The sequence below is a fragment of the Phytohabitans rumicis genome, assembly GCF_011764445.1.
GTDB classification, from domain to species: domain Bacteria; phylum Actinomycetota; class Actinomycetes; order Mycobacteriales; family Micromonosporaceae; genus Phytohabitans; species Phytohabitans rumicis.
The window spans coordinates 3,401,766-3,417,600 of the sequence record NZ_BLPG01000001.1 but is presented as its reverse complement, the minus strand read 5'-3'; the positions used below and the strand labels follow the sequence as shown (position 1 = coordinate 3,417,600).

Below are 15,835 nucleotides of genomic sequence, written 5' to 3'. Positions count from 1 at the left end.
ACTACGAGCGCGTTCACGCAACGTCCCGGTAACTCAGTTCGCTTGTGAATACTTTCACGAACTACCGCGATGTCAAGGGGAACGCTCGGAAAAAATCTGAGCGGGTGAGCAAGCCCACATCCCCTTTGTCCGGGTTTCAACCCTACGTCGGCACCCGGCCTGCGACAGCCACTAATCAATGTAGTACAGTCCACGCCGCATTGCCGACATTTCCGGCGTACTTCCTTGGGGTGGGGGAGCGTGCCGGCCCCTCAGCAGATTACGCGCAGTGCGGCCGGGACGCTCGTGAATCGCACCTTTTCTCGCTCGCCGAGGTAGTCGCCGTCCAGCTGGAACGCCTGCGGACGGCTCGCGAGCAGCGTGAACTCGGACATGTCGTGGAGCCGCAGCACCTGCGGTCCATGCGGGTCGAGCCGGCCGGACAGCAGCTGCGTCACTGTGCGTGCCGTGCTCGGTACCCTTAGCCGACGAAGTGCCAGCACGTCAAGTCCAAGATCGAACGATGCGTCCGGGTTGGGATCGATCGCCCGGTCTCCGAGGTACGTCCAGGGTGCGGTGTTTTGAATGATTACTGTGGACAGCTCGCCCTCGACCGGCTCGGCGGGGCGCTCCAGCGAGATCGCCGGGTGCCGGCGGTCCATCGCCAGGAAGTACTGGTTGACCGCCGAGCGGAGGTAGAGCGACGGCTTGGACGTACGCCCGCGCAGCCGTGCCTGCTCCACCCGCCGTACGACCGAGGCGTCCAGCCCCAGCCCGGCGCAGAACGTGAAGTACCGGTCGTCCGCCTTGCCCAGCCCGATCGTGCGTACCCGGCCCTTGTGCAGGGCCTCCAGGATCATGCTGGTGCCCTCGGCCCAGTCCTTCGGCAGCCCGAGGGCGCGCGCGAAGACGTTCGTAGAGCCGCCCGGCACCACGGCCAGGGCCGGCCGGGTCTCCGGCGAAGAGCCCTCCATCAGGCCGTTGACGGCCTCGTTGATGGTGCCGTCGCCGCCCAGGGTGACCAGTACCTCGACGCCCGCGGCGGCCGCTTCCCGGGCCAGCGTGGTGGCGTGCCCGCGCCGGCGCGTGTGCTGCACCGTCAGGTCGAATTCGCTGCGGAGCGCGCGCACCAGGACGTCGCGCGCGCGTTCGCTGGTGGTGGTCGCCTTGGGGTTGACGACCAGTAACGCCCGCATGGCCGGGACACTACCCCTTGCCGAGTAGGGTGTGCGCGTGATGCAGGACTCCTCCGAGCTCCCCGGACCGCTGCGCTGGGCGGTGTGGCTGCTGATCGGTGAGGCGGCGGCTGTCGCCCTGGTCGCCGCCTACCTGGTGTACGAGGACCTCACCGGCACCGCCAACGACATCGTGGTCGCGATCTTCGTGACCGGGTTCGCGGCCGCCGGCGCCGCCCTGCTCTTCGTGCTCGCCCGGGCCCTCGCCCGCCGCCGTTCCGGGGCCCGCGGCCCGGCCATCGTGCTCCAGTTGATGTTGCTGCCGATCGGCTACTTCATGATCCAGGGTGGGCTGGCCTGGCTGGGCGCGCCGATCATCGTGCTGGCTGTCCTCGTGGGGGTCCTGCTGGTCACCCCATCGAGCACCAAGGCCCTCGGGCTGGGTTGAACACGGCACCCAAACGGCCAGACCAGCCGCTTTTCGCCGCCAACTGCACATAGAGTGACGCCGTGAGTGTTGAGGGGCAGTGCGGCCACCGGCGTACCAGACGCTCGCGGAGGGCCTCCGCGCCGAGATCACCTCGGGGCGGCTACGGCAGGGCGAGCGGCTCCCGACCGAACCCGAGCTGTGTGCCCGCTCGGGCGTGAGCCGCAGCACCGTACGGGAGGCGCTCCGGCTGCTCGCCAGCGAGCACCTGATCGTGACACTGCGTGGGGTGACCGGGGGCAGCTTCGTCGCCCACCCCAGCCCGGAGAAGCTCTCCGACACCCTCTCCACCGGGCTGAACCTGCTCCTCGACACCGCCACCGTGGGCGTGTGCGACCTGCTGGAGGTGCGCGAGTCGCTGGAGGTGCCGGCGGCGGCTCAGGCGGCGCTGCGGCGTACCGAGGCGCAGCTGGCCGATCTGGAGGCCGCGCTCTTCGATCCGGTCGTGGACAGCGTCGAGCGGATGCTGGCCGCCCACCGGGAGTTCCACACGGCGCTCGTGGCGGCCACCGGCAACCCGCTCTTCGAACTGCTGAGCCGGCCGCTCTACCAGGTCTCCAACGAGCGGGAGCTGGCCGCGGCGGCGCCGCTGGGGTTCTGGCTGCAGATCGACGCCGACCACCGCGCGCTGCTGCAATGCGTGGTGGCGGGCGACTCCGAGGGCGCGGCCGCGATCGCGCGCGCCCACATCGGGTACATCCGCGCCGCGATGACCCCCTGACCTAGGGGGCGCGGCGGGTTAGCAGGCGGATCGTGGCCCGGCTGTCGGCGACGGTGGCCGACGCGCTGGTGGTGAGCGCGGTCAGCACCTTCCAGGCGAAGGACGACTCGGCCGGCAGGCGCGCGCCGCGGATCGTGGCGACCCCGACCTCGACGGTGAGCGCGTCGTCCGAGACGGCGAAGCGGCACTCCAGCTCGGCGCCCCGGCTCGCGATCGCCAGCAGCATCGCGCACGCCTCGTCGACCGCGATGCGCAGGTCTTCGATCTCGTCGAGGGCGAAATGCAGGCGCGCGGCGAGGCCGGCCGTCGCTGTCCGCAGCACCCCCAGGTAGCCGACGTCGGCCGGCACGGTGAGCAACACGACGTCGTCTTCGATCACCGGCTCCACATGAACTGTCAGCTGACTCACCCCGCCCAGCGACTCTACCGGCTTAGGACCGATCGGCGGGTTCCCGCGTCGCCAGTTTGTGCAGGGCCGGTCCGGACAGCCGGCACGGAAGCCATTCGTCCAGCACGGTGGCGCCGAGCGAGGCGTAGAAGTCGCGGGCCGGGTTCCAGCTGAGCACCACCCAGTCAAGCCGCTGGTAACCACGGTCGACGCAGATCCGCGCCAGGGCCTCCATCAGCAGCCGGCCGGCTCCGGTGCCCCGGGCGACCGGGCGTACGTAGATGTCCTCCAGGTAGACGCCGTGCACGCCTTCCCAGGTGGAGTAGTTGAGGAACCAGAGGGCGTACCCGACCGGCTGGTCGCCGCGGAGGGCGACGTGGCCGAAGAGCGCCGGCTGCGGCGCGAAGAGCGCGGCGTGCAGCTGCTGCTCGGTCAGGTGGCACTGCTCGGGCGCGCGCTCGAACTCCGCGAGCTCGTGGACCATCGCGACGACGGCCGGCACGTCCTCAGGACGCACCGGCCGTATCGTGATCTCCGCTGGGGAGGTCGTCACGCCTGCTTGGTCTCCCAGAAGATCTTGGAAATCTCCTCGATCTTGGCGAGCAGCTCTTCCGCCTTGGCCGGGTCGGCCGAGCCCTTGGCGCCGGCGGCGCCGGCGAGCTTGGTCGCCTCGTTGAAGAGCTGGTGCAGGTGCGGGTACTTCTCGAAGTGTGGCGGCTTGAAGTAGTCGGTCCACAGCACCCACAGGTGGTGCTTGACCAGTTCGGCCCGCTGCTCCTTGATGATCAGAGCCCGGGTGCGGAACTCGGGGTCGGTGTTCGCCTGGTACTTCTCGGCGATCGCCTTGACCGACTCGGCCTCGATCCGCGCCTGTGCCGGGTCATAGACGCCACACGGCAGATCGCAGTGGGCGCTGACCACGGTGCGCGGAGCAAGAATGCGCGGAAGTCGCATAAGGACCCTCCATGACGTTTGCGATGATCCGGGAAAGACCCTACTCCCTGTCCGTGTGCCCTACGTGCGAGAGGTGAAACACACCCATGCCGTTCGCCGTACTCGTGCATGGGCCGTCGATGGCCCCCACGCTGCGCCACGGGGACGCGCTGCTGGTCCGGCGCGGCGGCCGGGCCGTCCGGCCGGGCGACATCGTGGTCGCGACCTTCCGGTCACGGCCGGACCTGCTGGTCGTCAAGCGCGCGGTCCGCGCGCAGGACGGCGGCTGGTGGGTACGCGGAGACAACGAGCTGGTCGAGGACGACTCCCGGGCGTACGGGGTGGCGGACGTGGCGGGGCGGGTGGTGCTGCGCTATTGGCCGCGCCCGGGGTTTATGCTCAAATTTCGGACCGGGTGACCCCCAGACCGCCGCTCTTCTCCCCTGACCTCGGGGACCGCGGAAAAGCAATGTCGCTCACCGCTGGGAGTCACCACTATGGATCCCGTTTTCGAACTTCATCGTGGCGGCAAGATGGCCATCGCCGCCACCGTTCCGCTGGCCAGCCGCGACGACCTGTCGCTCGCGTACACGCCCGGCGTCGCCCGGGTCTGCGAGGCGATCGCGGCCGAGCCGGACCTCGTCGACGACTACACCTGGGTCGGGCACACCGTCGCGGTCGTGACCGACGGTTCCGCCGTACTCGGGCTCGGCAACATCGGGGCCCGCGCCGCCATGCCCGTCATGGAGGGCAAGGCGGTGCTGTTCAAGCAGTTCGGCGGCGTCGACGCGGTGCCGATCTGCCTGGACACCCAGGACGTCGACGAGATCATCTCGGTGGTCACCGCGCTCGCGCCGTCGTTCGGCGGCATCAACCTCGAGGACATCTCGGCGCCGCGGTGCTTCGAGATCGAGCGCCGGCTGGACGACGCGCTGCCCATCCCGGTCTTCCACGACGACCAGCACGGTACGGCGATCGTCGTGCTCGCCGCGCTCCGCAACGCGGCCACACTGCTCGACCGCAAGCTGAGCGACCTGCGCGTCGTGGTCAGCGGCGCGGGCGCGGCCGGCGTGGCGGTGACCAAGATGCTGATCGCCGGCGGCGTGCACGCCGAGGACGTGGTGGTCGTCGACTCGCGCGGGATCATCCACGGTGGACGTTCCGACCTGACCCCGGTCAAGGCCGACCTGGCCGCGACGACCAACGCGGCGGGCCGGTCCGGCGGGATCGCCGAGGCGCTGGCCGGCGCCGACGTGCTGGTCGGTGTCTCGGGCGGCCAGATCGCCGAGGAGGCGGTGGCCGGGATGGCCCCGGACGGCATCGTCTTCGCCCTGGCCAACCCGACGCCCGAGGTGCACCCCGACGTGGCGGCCCGGCATGCCGCGCTCGTCGCCACCGGCCGCAGCGACTTCCCGAACCAGATCAACAACGTGCTCGCGTTCCCGGGCATCTTCCGGGGCGCCCTGGAGGCCCGCGCGATCCGGGTCACCGACGGGATGAAGGTGGCCGCCGCGGACGCCATCGCCGGCGTCGTGGCCGACGCGCTCCGGCCGGACGCGTTCGTGCCGTCGGCGCTCGACCCGCGGGTGGCTCCCGCGGTAGCCGCAGCGGTCGCCGAGGCGGCCCGCCGCGGCGGCGTGGCCAGGAGGTAACGTCTGGGCGTATGCGTGCCGCGTACGCCTCAGCGTTCGACGATGCCAACCCGCTCGCCGCGCTCACCGTCGGCGAGCGGCCCGAGCCTGAGCTGCCCGAGCCCGACTGGGTGACCGTCGAGGTTCGGGCCAGCTCGCTCAACCACCACGACCTGTGGTCGCTGCGCGGCGTGGGCCTGTCGGCCGGGCAGCTGCCGATGGTCCTCGGGTGCGACGCGGCCGGGGTGGATCCGTCCGGGGCCGAGGTGGTCGTCTACCCGGTGGTCAGCGACCCGGGCGACCCGCGCGGCTACTCGATCCTGTCCGAGCGCCACCCGGGCACGCTCGCCGAGCGGGTGGCGGTGCCGCGCGCCAACCTGGTGCCCAAGCCCGCCGGGGTGTCGTTTGTGGATGCCGCGTGCCTGCCGACCGCCTGGCTGACGGCGTACCGGATGCTCACCACGCGGGGCCGGGTGGCCGACGGCGAGGCCGTGCTCGTGCAGGGCGCCGGCGGTGGCGTCGCCACCGCCGCGGTGGTGCTGGCCGTCGCGCTCGGCAAGCGGGTGTACGCGACCAGCCGGGATCCCGGGAAGCGGGAACGCATCGCCGAGCTGGGCGCGACCGCGCTGGAGTCGGGCGCCCGGCTGCCGGAACGGGTCGACGTGGTGATCGAGACGGTCGGCGCGGCGACGTTCGACCACTCGCTGAAGTCGGCCGCGCCCGGCGCCCGGATCGTGGTCTCCGGGGCGACCTCGGGCTACGAGCCGAAGGTCAACCTGCGCCGGGTCTTCGCCATGCAGCTGGAGATCCTGGGCTCGTCCATGGGTACGCCGGGCGAGCTGGCCGACCTGCTGGCGCTCTGCCAGGAGCGGGGGATCCAGCCGGTGGTGGACCGCGTGTACGGCTTCTCCGAGGTGGAGAAGGCGTTCGCGCGGCTGCACTCCGGCGACCTGTTTGGCAAGGTCGTGCTCGACCACACCCGCTAGAGCTGGTCGTCGAGGGTGGCCACGCCGCCCTTCGTCGCGTCGGCGGGCAGGCGGCGCTTGGCGTTGGCGTCGCCGTACAGGGCCCAGCGCCAGAAGTCGACCGTCGAGGTGGCCACCACGTCGAACGCGTCGCCGCCCGGCCGCAGCACATGGTCGCCGTCCGGCAGGCTGAGCAGCGCCTTCGGCCAGGGCACGCGGTCGTAGGCGGCCTTGCCCGAGGCGTACGACACGACGTTGTCGCGCTCGCCGTGCACGAACAGCAGCGGCGCCGCCGGGCCGGTGAAGCCCACGCCGATGCCCAGCGCGCTGCCGGCCAGCACGATGCCGGCGTCGAGCCGCTCGTCCCGGCCGACGGTGAAGAGGCCGACGGTGGTGATGCCGCCCGCCGAGTGCCCGGCCGCGGCGACCCGGTCGGTGGCCAGGCGTCCGCGCAGCGCGTCGCCCGCGCGCTTGTCCAGCGCGAGCACCTGGGTCAGCACGTACGACGCGTCGGCCGGCTGGTTGAGCACGTCGAGCGGGTTGGTGTCGCTGCCCCGGCTGGTGTACGGATACGTCGGCGCGGCGACCACGAACCCGGCCGACGCCCACTGCTCCAGCAGCTCCCGGTAGTCGGCGGGCCGGCCGCCCAGCCCGTGGCTGAACAGGATCACGGGGAAGCGGCCGCTGTCGGCCTCGGGGTACCAGATGGTGACGGGCAGGGCCCGATTGCCGTCCCGGTTGAGGCTGAGCTGGCGGGTCGCCACGTCGTACGCCTCGGTCGGCGCCCGTCCGGGCAGGATGGGCGCGGCGGCGCTGGCGGTCGCGGTGGGCGCGCCGGTGGCCTTCGGCGCCGGCCGGGGCACGGAGACCGAGCACCCGGCCACCGCCGAGCACCCAACCACCGCCAGCACGGCCACGAGGGCGGTCAGTGGACGTGTCAGGCGGTCGGCCATCGCCCAAGGGTAGCCACGAGTTCGGGGAGGGCGGTGCCGAGCGGCGCGTCGACGGTGAGCGCGGCGTAGCCGTCGCCCCGGGTCGGCCCGCGGTTGACGATGGCCACGGGGATGCCCAGCTTGGCCGCCCGCAGCACGAACCGCCGGCCCGACATCACTGTCAGCGACGACCCGAGGATGAGCAGTAGCCGGGCGGCCTCGACGAGCGCGAAGCTCGCGTCCACCCGGTGTCGCGGCACCGTCTCGCCGAAGAACACCACGTCCGGCTTGAGCATGCCTCGCCCGCAGGCCCGGCAGCCCACGACCCGGAACCGGTCGACCGCCTCGTCCGGCAGGTCGACGTCGCCGTCCGGGTTGACCGCGGTGACCGTGGCCTGGAACTCCGGGTTGACCAGGCGCAGCCGGCGGTCCAACTCCGCGCGGGGTGTCGCGTCGCCGCAGTCCAGGCAGACCACCCGGTCGAGGTTGCCGTGCAGTTCGATGACGTCCGGGCTGCCGCCGGACTGGTGCAGGCCGTCGACGTTCTGCGTGATCAGGCCGTTGAGCAGGCCAGACGCGTGTAACTCGGCGACGGCGCGGTGGCCCGCGTTGGGCTTGGCGCGGGCGATGGTCCGCCACCCGACATGGCTGCGGGCCCAGTACCTGCGCCGGGCGGCCGCGTCGCGGGTGAACGTCTGGTAAGTCATCGGGGCGCGCCGGACCATCGTGCCGTCCGGGCCTCGATAGTCGGGAATGCCCGACTCGGTGGAGATGCCGGCGCCGGTGAGCACCGCGACGCCGCCCTCAGCGACCATGTCGGCCAGCTTGGCTACCCCGTCGATCACCCATCCATGGTGCCTCACCCACGACGGTGATCAGGGCGTCCCTCAAGTCGCTATAGCGACTTGAGGGACGCCCTGATCACGAAGTCGGGGCCCCTAGTGGTGGGACTGGTGGGGGAGCCAGGCAAGCCAGCGCGGGAGGTACCAGTTGCGGTCGCCGAGCAGGGCCATCACCGAGGGGAGGAGCACGGCGCGGACGATCGTGGCGTCGATCAGGACGGCCACGGCCAGGCCGAAGCCCATCTCCTTCATCGAGGTGAGCGACCCCGTCGTGAAGAGGCCGAACACCGCCACCATCACCACGGCCGCGCTGGTGATCACGCCGGCCGTGCCGCGGATGCCCCGGGAGACGGCGAGCTTGGTCGGCCAGCCGCGGTCGTACCCCTCGCGGATCCGGCTCAGCACGAACACGTGGTAGTCCATGGACAGGCCGAACAGGATCACGAAGAGGAAGAGCGGCAGCCAACTCGTGAGCGCGCCGCGGGCGTGGAAGTCCATCAGACCCTCGCCCCAGCCGTGCTGGAACGCCAGCACCAGGGCGCCGTACGCGGCGGCGACCGAGAGCAGGTTGAGCACGATCGCGGTGACCGCCACGACCACCGACCGGAACGACACCAGCAGCAGCACGAACGCCAGCCCCAGCACGAACGCGAAGACCAGCGGCACGCTGCGGGTCAGCGCGTGGTTGAAGTCGACCGACTGGGCCGCCTCACCGGTCACCGCCACCTCGGCGCCGTCCACGCCCTGCACGGTCGCGGGGATGACGTCGTCCCGCAGCGTGCGTACCGCTGCTTCGGAGGTGGCGTCCACGCCCGTACCCGATAGTCCGAGCCTGACCAGCGCGACCGTCTTGTCCGGGCTGACCTCGACGGTGACCGGCTCGTGGAGCTGGCCGGTGGCCAGCGCCTTGGTCTTGAAGTCCGCGATGGCCGCGGTGACCGCGGGGTTGGTGACGTCCGGGGCCTTGATGACCACCACACCCGGGTCGGCGCCGCCGGGGAAGGCGGCCTGCACCCGGTCGTACGTCTGCAGGGCGGCGGCCTCGTGCTTGATCCCGTCGATGCCGTCGGACGCGGTGCGCATGCCGAGCGCGGGCAGGGCCAGGGCGATGAGCGCGCCCGCCGCCAGGACCGCGGACACGCCGGGCCGGCGCAGCACCACCCGCAGCACGGCCCGCCAGAACCGCCCGTTGGACTCCCGCCTGTACAGGCCCGGGATGCGGCCGAGGTCGACCCGGTCGCCCAGCTTGGACAGCACGGCGGGCAGCACGGTGAGCGAGCCCAGCGCCGCCGTCGCGACCACCAGGATGGTGCCCAGGGCCAGGCTGATGAACGCGGTGTCCCGGGTCAGGAACATCCCCGCCATCGCGATGATCACGGTGAACGCCGAGATCAGCACCGACCGGCCGGAGGTGGCCGCCGCGATGGCCAGCGCCTGTTCGGGGTCGGCGCCGCGGGCCCGCTCCTCGCGTTCCCGGCGGATGTAGAACAGGCAGTAGTCGACCCCCACGGCCAGGCCCATCAGCAGCATCAGGTGCGTGGTGCTGTCGCCCACCGGGAAGAAGCGGCTGCTCGCCGCGAGCAGCCCCAAGGACGCCAGGAACGCCGTCAGAGCAAGACCAAGCGGGAGTACGGCGGCCAGCAGCGCGCCGAACGCGATGATCAGGATGCCCAGCGTCACCGGGATGGACAGCATCGACAGCCGGGCCAGGTCGGACTCGAGGTTGCTCACGATGGCCTTGTCGATGCTCGCCGCGCCGGTCTGCGCGATCACCAGGTCGGCATGCTTGGCCTGGACCCCGGCCACCGCGTCCAGCACCGGCTGGACCCGGTCGGCGGCGGTGTCCGCGTCGCCCTTCATGTCGAACGTGACCAGCACGGCGTGCTTGTCCGCCGAGACCGCGTCGGTGTTGACGTTTTCGACCTGGCCGGTGGCCTCGACGGCCGCGACGGCGTCCTGCACCGCGGCCCGGAACTCCGGTGCGCCGGCGGTGAGCGCGCCGCTCTGCACGATGACCATCTCGCCGGCCCGGTCCGGGAAGCCGGCCGCCTCGATCAGCTGCTGCGCGCGCTTGGACTCACCGTTGCCGTAATCGCTGTCGGTGGCGGCGATCGTGCCGACCACGGCGGCCAGCGCGGTCGCGGCGACGACGAAGAGTAGCCAGCCGAGGATCGCGGTGGCCCGATGCCGCGCACTGAAGCGCGCGACCGTGGCAGCCAGGTTGCGGGGCCGCCGGTGCTCACCCGGCCGGGTGGTCGGCGTTCTTTCCAACAGGGACGTCGTCATGCCACCGACGCTATGGACGAAGCTGATCGGCTTCGATCCCGCATGCACCCCACTTTCCGGTGGGGAACACCGCGCCATCGTGGTAGGGCCAGCCCTACCACGCTAAGGTCGTGGCCATGTCTGACGAGTACGTGGATCCGAGTGGCAACACCGAGGCGTTCCGTTCCTTCGTGCAGGGAGCACCGGCGGCGGCGGAAGCCCCACCGTCCCGGCTGCCCCTGATCATCGGCATCGCGGTGCTATTCGCGGTGCTGATCGCGCTGACCCTCTTCCTGGCGCTCGCCTAAGAGCACCGACCGGGTCTGAGTGGCGATCTCCAACTCCTCGTCGGTCGGCACGACACACACAGTTATCGGTGCCCCGTCCGGTGAGATGATCCGCTCGCCACGTCCGTCGTTGCGCTCCGTGTCCACCTCGATACCGAGGCGGGTCAGCCCGGCGAGCGACTCGGCCCGTACGGGAGCCGCGTTCTCGCCGACCCCGGCCGTGAAGGTGATCGCGTCGAGCCGGCCCAGTAGCGCATAGTAGGCGCCCACATACGACTTGATCCGGCGGCAGTACACGTCGAACGCGAGCGTGGCCGCCGGGTCGCCGGTCGCACGCCGGCTCAGGATCTCGCGCATGTCGCCCACCCCGGCGAGGCCCAGCAGGCCGCTGCGGTGGTTGAGCAGGTCGTCGATCTCGTCCACGCCCAGGCCGGCCGTACGCCGCAGGTGGAAGATGACGGCCGGGTCCAGGTCGCCGCTGCGGGTGCCCATGACCAGCCCTTCCAGCGGCGTGAGCCCCATCGAGGTGGCGACCGAGCGCCCGCCCTCGACCGCGCACGCGCTGGCCCCGTTGCCGAGGTGCAGCGTGATGGTGTTCACAGTCTCCAGTGGACGGTCGAGGAGGTCGGCCGTGCGGCGCGAGACGTACGCGTGCGAGGTGCCGTGGAAGCCGTACCGGTGGATGCCGTGCTCCCGCGCGACGGCGGCGTCGATGGCGTACGTGGCGGCCGCCTCAGGCAGGGTCCGGTGGAAGGCGGTGTCGAAGACCGCCACCTGCGGCACACCCGGCAGCAACCGCCGGGCCACCGCGATCCCGGCCAGGTTGGCCGGATTGTGCAGCGGCGCGAGCGGGACCAGGCCCTCGACGGCGGCGACCACCTCGTCGGTGATGACGGTGGGCTCGGTAAAGCGCAGTCCACCGTGGACAACGCGGTGCCCGACCGCGCCGAGGCCACTCAGGTCGAGCCGCGCGGTGACCTCGTACAGGGCCGCGTCGTAGTCGGTGACCCGCTCAAGGAGTCCCTTGTCGACGGTGGCGTCCTTGTCGTACAGGCGGTACTTGACCGAGGAGGAGCCGCAGTTGAGGACCAGCACTCTCATGTGGACGCCGCCTGTATCCCGGTAATCGCCACCGTGTTGATGATGTCCTTGACCGTCGCACCCCGGCTCAGGTCGTTGACCGGGCGGCGCAGGCCCTGCATAACCGGGCCGACGGCGACCGCACCGGCCGACCGCTGCACCGCCTTGTACGTGTTGTTGCCCGTGTTCAGGTCGGGGAAGATGAAGACGGTCGCGTACCCCGCCACCTCGCTGCCGGGCAGCTTGGTCGCCGCGACCGCGGGGTCGATCGCGGCGTCGTACTGGATGGGTCCCTCGACGGGCAGATCCGGCCGGCGCTGCCGGACCAGCGCGGTGGCCGCCGCGACCTTCTCCACGTCGGCCCCTGTGCCGGACGCGCCGGTGGAGTACGACAGCATCGCCACCCGCGGCTCGATGCCGAACCGCGCCGCGGTGTCCGCTGAGGACAGTGCGATGTCGGCGAGCTCGGCCGCGTCCGGGTCGGGGTTGACCGCGCAGTCGCCGTAGACGAGCACCCGGTCGGCGAGCAGCATGAAGAACACGCTGGAGGCCACCCCCAGGCCCGGCACGGTCTTGATGATCTCGAACGCCGGCCGGATCGTCGCGGCCGTGGTGTGCGTCGCGCCGGAGACCATCCCGTCGGCCCGCCCGGCGTGCACCATCAGCGTGCCGAAATAGCTGACGTCCCGGACCACGTCCCGGGCCAGGTCGAGCGTGACGCCCTTGTGCCGCCGCAGATCCGCGTACGTGGCGGCGAACTCCTCCAACCACGGGCTCGTCGCCGGGTCGACGACCCGGGCCGCCTCGACGTCCAGGCCGAGGTCGCGCGCCTTGCGGGCGATGTCGCCGGGGTCGCCGAGGAGCGTCAGGTCCGCGACGCCCCGGCGCAGCAGCACATCGGCCGCGCGCAGGATCCGCTCCTCGCCGCCCTCCGGGAGCACCAGGTGCCGCCGGTTCGCGCGGGCGCGGTCGATCAGGTCGTACTCGAACATGAGCGGCGTCACCCGGGTCGCCCGCGCCACGTCGAGCCGGCGCGCCAGCTCCTCGGTGTCCACACTCGACTCGAACGCGCCGATCGCCGCCTGCACCTTGCGCGGGCTGGCCGCCGTAGGGCGCCCCTCGATCCGGCTGAGCACCTCGACCGTGTGGTAGCTGTCGGACGGCACCGACAGCACCGCCAGCCCGGCGTCGAGCCGCTCCACCAGGCGCATCGCGCGCGGGTCCGGCTGCTCGCCGAGCGTCAGCACGATGCCCGCCACCGCCGCCGTACCGGCGACCCGGGCCGCGCCGGCCGCCACCAGCAGGTCGTCTCGGTCACCAGGCGTGATCATCAGGCAGCCGTCGGTCAGGTGGTCCAGCAGCAGCGGCACGTGCGCCGCGCCGACCACGAAGTCCAGCACGTCCCGGTCCAGCGCGGCGGCGTCGCCGGCCAGCAGGGTGGCGCCCAGCGCCGCCGCCACCTCCGCCACCGTCGGCGCCGACACCGCCGGCACCTCCGGGATCGCGTACGCCGGCACCGGCAGCTCCGGCATCGTCGTGCCAGGCGGGACCCGGTTGGCGATCACCGCCAGCACCGTCGCGTCGAGGTCCACCAGACTGTGGTACGCCCCGGCGACGTCCCCTTCGCCCTCGACCACCCCCACCACAACGCTGCCGAACTCGGTCGCCAGCCGGGCGTTGAACGCCAGATCCTCCTCGGTCAAGTCGCTGCCCACCACCACCATGGCCTGGTGCCGGCGTTCCAGCTCCCGGTAGCGCCCGACGATCCGGGAGATCAGCTCCTCCCGCCGCCCTCCGGCCACCAACGCGCTCGCCTCGGCGTACGTGACCCCGTACATGTCCGCGTACGGCGACTCGATGTGGTAGCGCTCGCGCAGCAGGGCGAGGATCGGATCCTCGACCGCGGCCGGCGTCAACGGCCGGAACGCCCCGATCCGCTCCACCTGCCGGGACAGCAGCTCGGCCAGGCCGAGCGCGATCGTCGACTTCCCACCCCCGGGGCCAACGCCCGCGACGTACACGCTCCGCGCCACGAGGTCAGCCTATGCGGCCAGGCTCCACTTGATCGGGCGCCCCGGATCTCTCTGCCCGTACACTGATTACGTGTACGAGCCGATAGGCCAGGTTCTCACGGGTGACGAATTCGATGGACTCCCGGAGGATCCGCGTCGCGAGCTTGTCGATGGAGTCATTCGCATGGCGGCCACCCCCACCTCCTGGCATCAGGAGGTCGTCGATGCCCTGAAGAACCAGATGGCTGCTGTCTGCCCGCCGGATCTCAAGGTCCTCCGGGAGCAGGAGATCAGGCTGGACGAGCGACTTCGCCGCAATCCCGATCTTTTGGTGGTGCATGCGGACGCTTACAGCCGTCGTCGCAGCCGGTACTTCGCCTACGAAGTAGTGCTTGCCGTCGAAGTCGTGAGTCCGGGTTCGGAGACGGACGACCGCCGGGAAAGCCCGCACAGTACGCCGCGGGTGGGATCCAGCACTATTGGCGGGTGGAGATCGAGCCGGTGATCGAGCTGCACACGTTCCGCCTTGGAGACACCGGATATGTCGAATCCGGAATCTTCACCGCGGGCGACACGGTCGCCGCTCCCGGGCTGGTGTGGGCGACGGTGGACGTGTCCGCATTGGAGGACTAGTGCCGAGCCGGTTCGAGTCGCACATTGATCGCATGATTCGGGAGGCGCAGGAGCGGGGCGAGTTCGATGACCTCCCCGGATCCGGCAAGCCGCTGCCCGGGCGCGGCGAGCCGTACGAGGAGAACTGGTGGCTCAAGGACTGGGTGCGTCGCGAGGAGCTGACCGGGATCGCGCCCACGTCACTGCGGATCCGCAAGGAGGCCGAGGAGCTCATGGAGACCGTGGCGAAGAAGCGGTCCGAGCAGCTCGTCCGCGAGTACGTCACCGACCTGAACGAGCGGATCCGCCAGGCCAACCGCGGTCAGGTCGACGGCCCGCCGGTGGTCATCGACGAGGTCGACGTCGACGCGGTTGTCGCGGCCTGGCGAGGCTCGCGTTAGAAGTCCCAGCGGGTCGCGCCGTGCGGCTCGGCACTGGCGACGCCGTACGCCGTGCGCAGGTTGAGCCGGTACAGGTACCAGGGCGGCGGGCCGCCACTGGGCGCGGTGAACGGCGCGGTGAGCGCATCGCCGTCCACCTCGGCGGGCCAGCCGTTGTCGCGGTAGACGGCGGCCAGGCGTTCCAGCGTCGGCCGGTCGGTGACCCGGCTCGCCTCGCCCTCGAGGACCAGGTCGAGGGTCGCCAGGTGGGCGGAGACCGTGCAGGCCGGATTGGCCGCCAGGTTGCGCGACTTGCGGGTGCCCGGTCCGCTGACGAAGTAGAGGGCGCCGTCATGCCACGTGGCCCCGATTCCGGCGGAGTGCGGGCGCCCGTCCGGCCGTGCGGTACCGAGGAAGTACGGCGTGTCGCGGTCCGCCGGACTGTTGGCCAGCTCGTCGCGGGGCCGGCTCCACGGCAGGGCCGGAGATCCGTACTGGTCGAGGTTGGTAACCGTGGTGGGCTCTCGGTCAGTCATGGTCCGCCTCTTTCTCGTGTCCTCCTAAGCATCTACGAGTGAGACGGGCCGAGCGGGGGCGCCGCCGGTGCCGACGGCTTAGATGTTGAAGAAGGTGCGGCTGAAGGTGCCAGGAATCGAGGCGGTGTCACCGCCGCCGGAGACCTGGACGTTGGTGTAGCTCACGCTGACCAGCACCCGGCGCTGCCCGCCAGGACATGCCAGCGTTGTCGATGGTGGTGAGAGGGTGAGTGAGCCCGACACCTGGCCGTTCTTGCCGGACGTGAAGTCGCCCGACGCGCTCACCGGCCCGGAGACTTGGGTCTTCTTCGGGTCACTCGGGAAGTTGCCGCCGTTGTTGCGGCACGCGTACACCGCGGTGGCGTCGGCGGTTGCCGTCACCGTGATGGTGACGTTGTCGCCGAGCCCAGCGATCTTGAAGTTGACGTCGAGGTTGCCTGCGTTATTGGGTCCGCTCGCGCTGGAGCGGAGGAAGTGTGGGTTGTCGGCCAATGCGGGACTGCTCACTGCGAACAGGGCAAAGAGCGCAAAGGCGAGGATGGCTATGAGGCGTCTCATGATCCCCCAATCGACGCTGATGAGTGGGATGAAGACGGTAGGCGGCGTCCCC

The 15,835-nt window shown here is 71.1% G+C and carries 20 protein-coding genes; 9 read left to right on the top strand and 11 right to left on the bottom strand.

The window, feature by feature from the left end:
- Positions 1 to 251 precede the first annotated feature (251 nt).
- Entirely contained in the window at positions 252 to 1,175 is a 924-nt protein-coding gene (locus tag Prum_RS14905; protein ID WP_173077135.1) for a diacylglycerol/lipid kinase family protein, read from the bottom strand.
- A gap of 40 nt (positions 1,176 to 1,215) precedes the next feature.
- Between Prum_RS14905 and Prum_RS14900 the strand changes: the two genes are divergently transcribed.
- Positions 1,216 to 1,602, top strand: coding sequence for a hypothetical protein (locus tag Prum_RS14900; protein WP_246278569.1), 387 nt, complete (start codon positions 1,216 to 1,218; stop codon positions 1,600 to 1,602).
- A 79-nt stretch (positions 1,603 to 1,681) separates the two neighbouring features.
- Entirely contained in the window at positions 1,682 to 2,362 is a 681-nt protein-coding gene (locus tag Prum_RS14895) for a FadR/GntR family transcriptional regulator (protein WP_173077133.1), read from the top strand.
- A 1-nt stretch (position 2,363) separates the two neighbouring features.
- Here Prum_RS14895 and Prum_RS14890 read toward each other — a convergent pair whose 3' ends face one another.
- The 3 genes from Prum_RS14890 to sodN form a co-directional block, all read right to left on the bottom strand.
- Positions 2,364 to 2,771: an ATP-binding protein gene (locus tag Prum_RS14890; RefSeq protein WP_173077132.1), complete on the bottom strand. Its 408-nt coding sequence runs from the start codon at positions 2,769 to 2,771 to the stop codon at positions 2,364 to 2,366.
- 22 nt (positions 2,772 to 2,793) lie between these two features.
- On the bottom strand, positions 2,794 to 3,234 hold the full coding sequence (locus tag Prum_RS14885; protein ID WP_173083755.1) for a GNAT family N-acetyltransferase: 441 nt from the start codon (positions 3,232 to 3,234) through the stop codon (positions 2,794 to 2,796).
- 65 nt (positions 3,235 to 3,299) lie between these two features.
- Complete coding sequence (gene sodN, locus Prum_RS14880; protein ID WP_173077131.1) at positions 3,300 to 3,704, bottom strand: superoxide dismutase, Ni; 405 nt, start codon at positions 3,702 to 3,704, stop codon at positions 3,300 to 3,302.
- Between the two features lie 86 nt (positions 3,705 to 3,790).
- On the opposite strand from sodN, the gene Prum_RS14875 reads away from it, so the two are divergent.
- From Prum_RS14875 to Prum_RS14865, 3 genes are all read left to right on the top strand, one after another.
- Positions 3,791 to 4,102: a S24/S26 family peptidase gene (locus Prum_RS14875; protein ID WP_173077130.1), complete on the top strand. Its 312-nt coding sequence runs from the start codon at positions 3,791 to 3,793 to the stop codon at positions 4,100 to 4,102.
- 78 nt (positions 4,103 to 4,180) lie between these two features.
- Positions 4,181 to 5,335 carry an NAD(P)-dependent malic enzyme gene (locus tag Prum_RS14870; protein ID WP_173077129.1) on the top strand — a complete coding sequence of 385 codons (1,155 nt, stop codon included), beginning with the start codon at positions 4,181 to 4,183 and terminating at the stop codon, positions 5,333 to 5,335.
- Between the two features lie 11 nt (positions 5,336 to 5,346).
- Entirely contained in the window at positions 5,347 to 6,300 is a 954-nt protein-coding gene (locus Prum_RS14865; RefSeq protein ID WP_173077128.1) for a zinc-binding dehydrogenase, read from the top strand.
- Here Prum_RS14865 and Prum_RS14860 read toward each other — a convergent pair.
- From Prum_RS14860 to Prum_RS14850, 3 genes are all read right to left on the bottom strand, one after another.
- Positions 6,297 to 7,232: an alpha/beta hydrolase family protein gene (locus tag Prum_RS14860; RefSeq protein ID WP_173077127.1), complete on the bottom strand. Its 936-nt coding sequence runs from the start codon at positions 7,230 to 7,232 to the stop codon at positions 6,297 to 6,299. The genes Prum_RS14865 and Prum_RS14860 overlap by 4 nt on opposite strands.
- Positions 7,217 to 8,026, bottom strand: coding sequence for an NAD-dependent protein deacetylase (locus Prum_RS14855; protein WP_173083753.1), 810 nt, complete (start codon positions 8,024 to 8,026; stop codon positions 7,217 to 7,219). Before Prum_RS14855 ends, Prum_RS14860 begins: the two co-directional genes overlap by 16 nt.
- Positions 8,027 to 8,149: 123 nt before the next feature.
- Positions 8,150 to 10,339 (bottom strand): MMPL family transporter, encoded by a 2,190-nt coding sequence (locus Prum_RS14850; RefSeq protein WP_173077126.1) that lies wholly within the window; start codon positions 10,337 to 10,339, stop codon positions 8,150 to 8,152.
- A 116-nt stretch (positions 10,340 to 10,455) separates the two neighbouring features.
- Here Prum_RS14850 and Prum_RS14845 point away from each other — a divergent pair, with 116 nt between their 5' ends.
- Positions 10,456 to 10,626, top strand: a complete 171-nt coding sequence (locus Prum_RS14845) for a hypothetical protein (RefSeq protein ID WP_173077125.1) — start codon at positions 10,456 to 10,458, stop codon at positions 10,624 to 10,626.
- On the opposite strand, the gene Prum_RS14840 is transcribed toward Prum_RS14845, so the two are convergent.
- Positions 10,579 to 11,706: an acetate/propionate family kinase gene (locus tag Prum_RS14840; protein WP_173077124.1), complete on the bottom strand. Its 1,128-nt coding sequence runs from the start codon at positions 11,704 to 11,706 to the stop codon at positions 10,579 to 10,581. The genes Prum_RS14845 and Prum_RS14840 overlap by 48 nt on opposite strands.
- Positions 11,703 to 13,718: a phosphate acetyltransferase gene (gene pta / locus Prum_RS14835; protein ID WP_173077123.1), complete on the bottom strand. Its 2,016-nt coding sequence runs from the start codon at positions 13,716 to 13,718 to the stop codon at positions 11,703 to 11,705. The genes Prum_RS14840 and pta overlap by 4 nt, the downstream gene beginning before the upstream one ends.
- Before the next feature lie 70 nt (positions 13,719 to 13,788).
- Here pta and Prum_RS14830 point away from each other — a divergent pair, with 70 nt between their 5' ends.
- Genes Prum_RS14830 through Prum_RS14820 form a run of 3 tightly spaced genes read left to right on the top strand, consistent with a single transcriptional unit; the run spans position 13,789 to position 14,710 of the window.
- Entirely contained in the window at positions 13,789 to 14,202 is a 414-nt protein-coding gene (locus Prum_RS14830; RefSeq protein WP_173077122.1) for a Uma2 family endonuclease, read from the top strand.
- Complete coding sequence (locus tag Prum_RS14825; protein ID WP_173077121.1) at positions 14,184 to 14,330, top strand: hypothetical protein; 147 nt, start codon at positions 14,184 to 14,186, stop codon at positions 14,328 to 14,330. Before Prum_RS14830 ends, Prum_RS14825 begins: the two co-directional genes overlap by 19 nt.
- Positions 14,331 to 14,362: 32 nt before the next feature.
- Complete coding sequence (locus Prum_RS14820; RefSeq protein ID WP_173077120.1) at positions 14,363 to 14,710, top strand: DnaJ family domain-containing protein; 348 nt, start codon at positions 14,363 to 14,365, stop codon at positions 14,708 to 14,710.
- Here the strand turns inward: Prum_RS14820 and Prum_RS14815 are convergent.
- Together Prum_RS14815 and Prum_RS14810 are read right to left on the bottom strand one after the other, a co-directional pair.
- Positions 14,707 to 15,225 carry a pyridoxamine 5'-phosphate oxidase family protein gene (locus tag Prum_RS14815; protein ID WP_173077119.1) on the bottom strand — a complete coding sequence of 173 codons (519 nt, stop codon included), beginning with the start codon at positions 15,223 to 15,225 and terminating at the stop codon, positions 14,707 to 14,709. The two genes, Prum_RS14820 and Prum_RS14815, sit on opposite strands and share 4 nt — an antisense overlap.
- A gap of 78 nt (positions 15,226 to 15,303) precedes the next feature.
- Positions 15,304 to 15,732: a hypothetical protein gene (locus Prum_RS14810; RefSeq protein ID WP_173077118.1), complete on the bottom strand. Its 429-nt coding sequence runs from the start codon at positions 15,730 to 15,732 to the stop codon at positions 15,304 to 15,306.
- Positions 15,733 to 15,835: the final 103 nt, after the last annotated feature.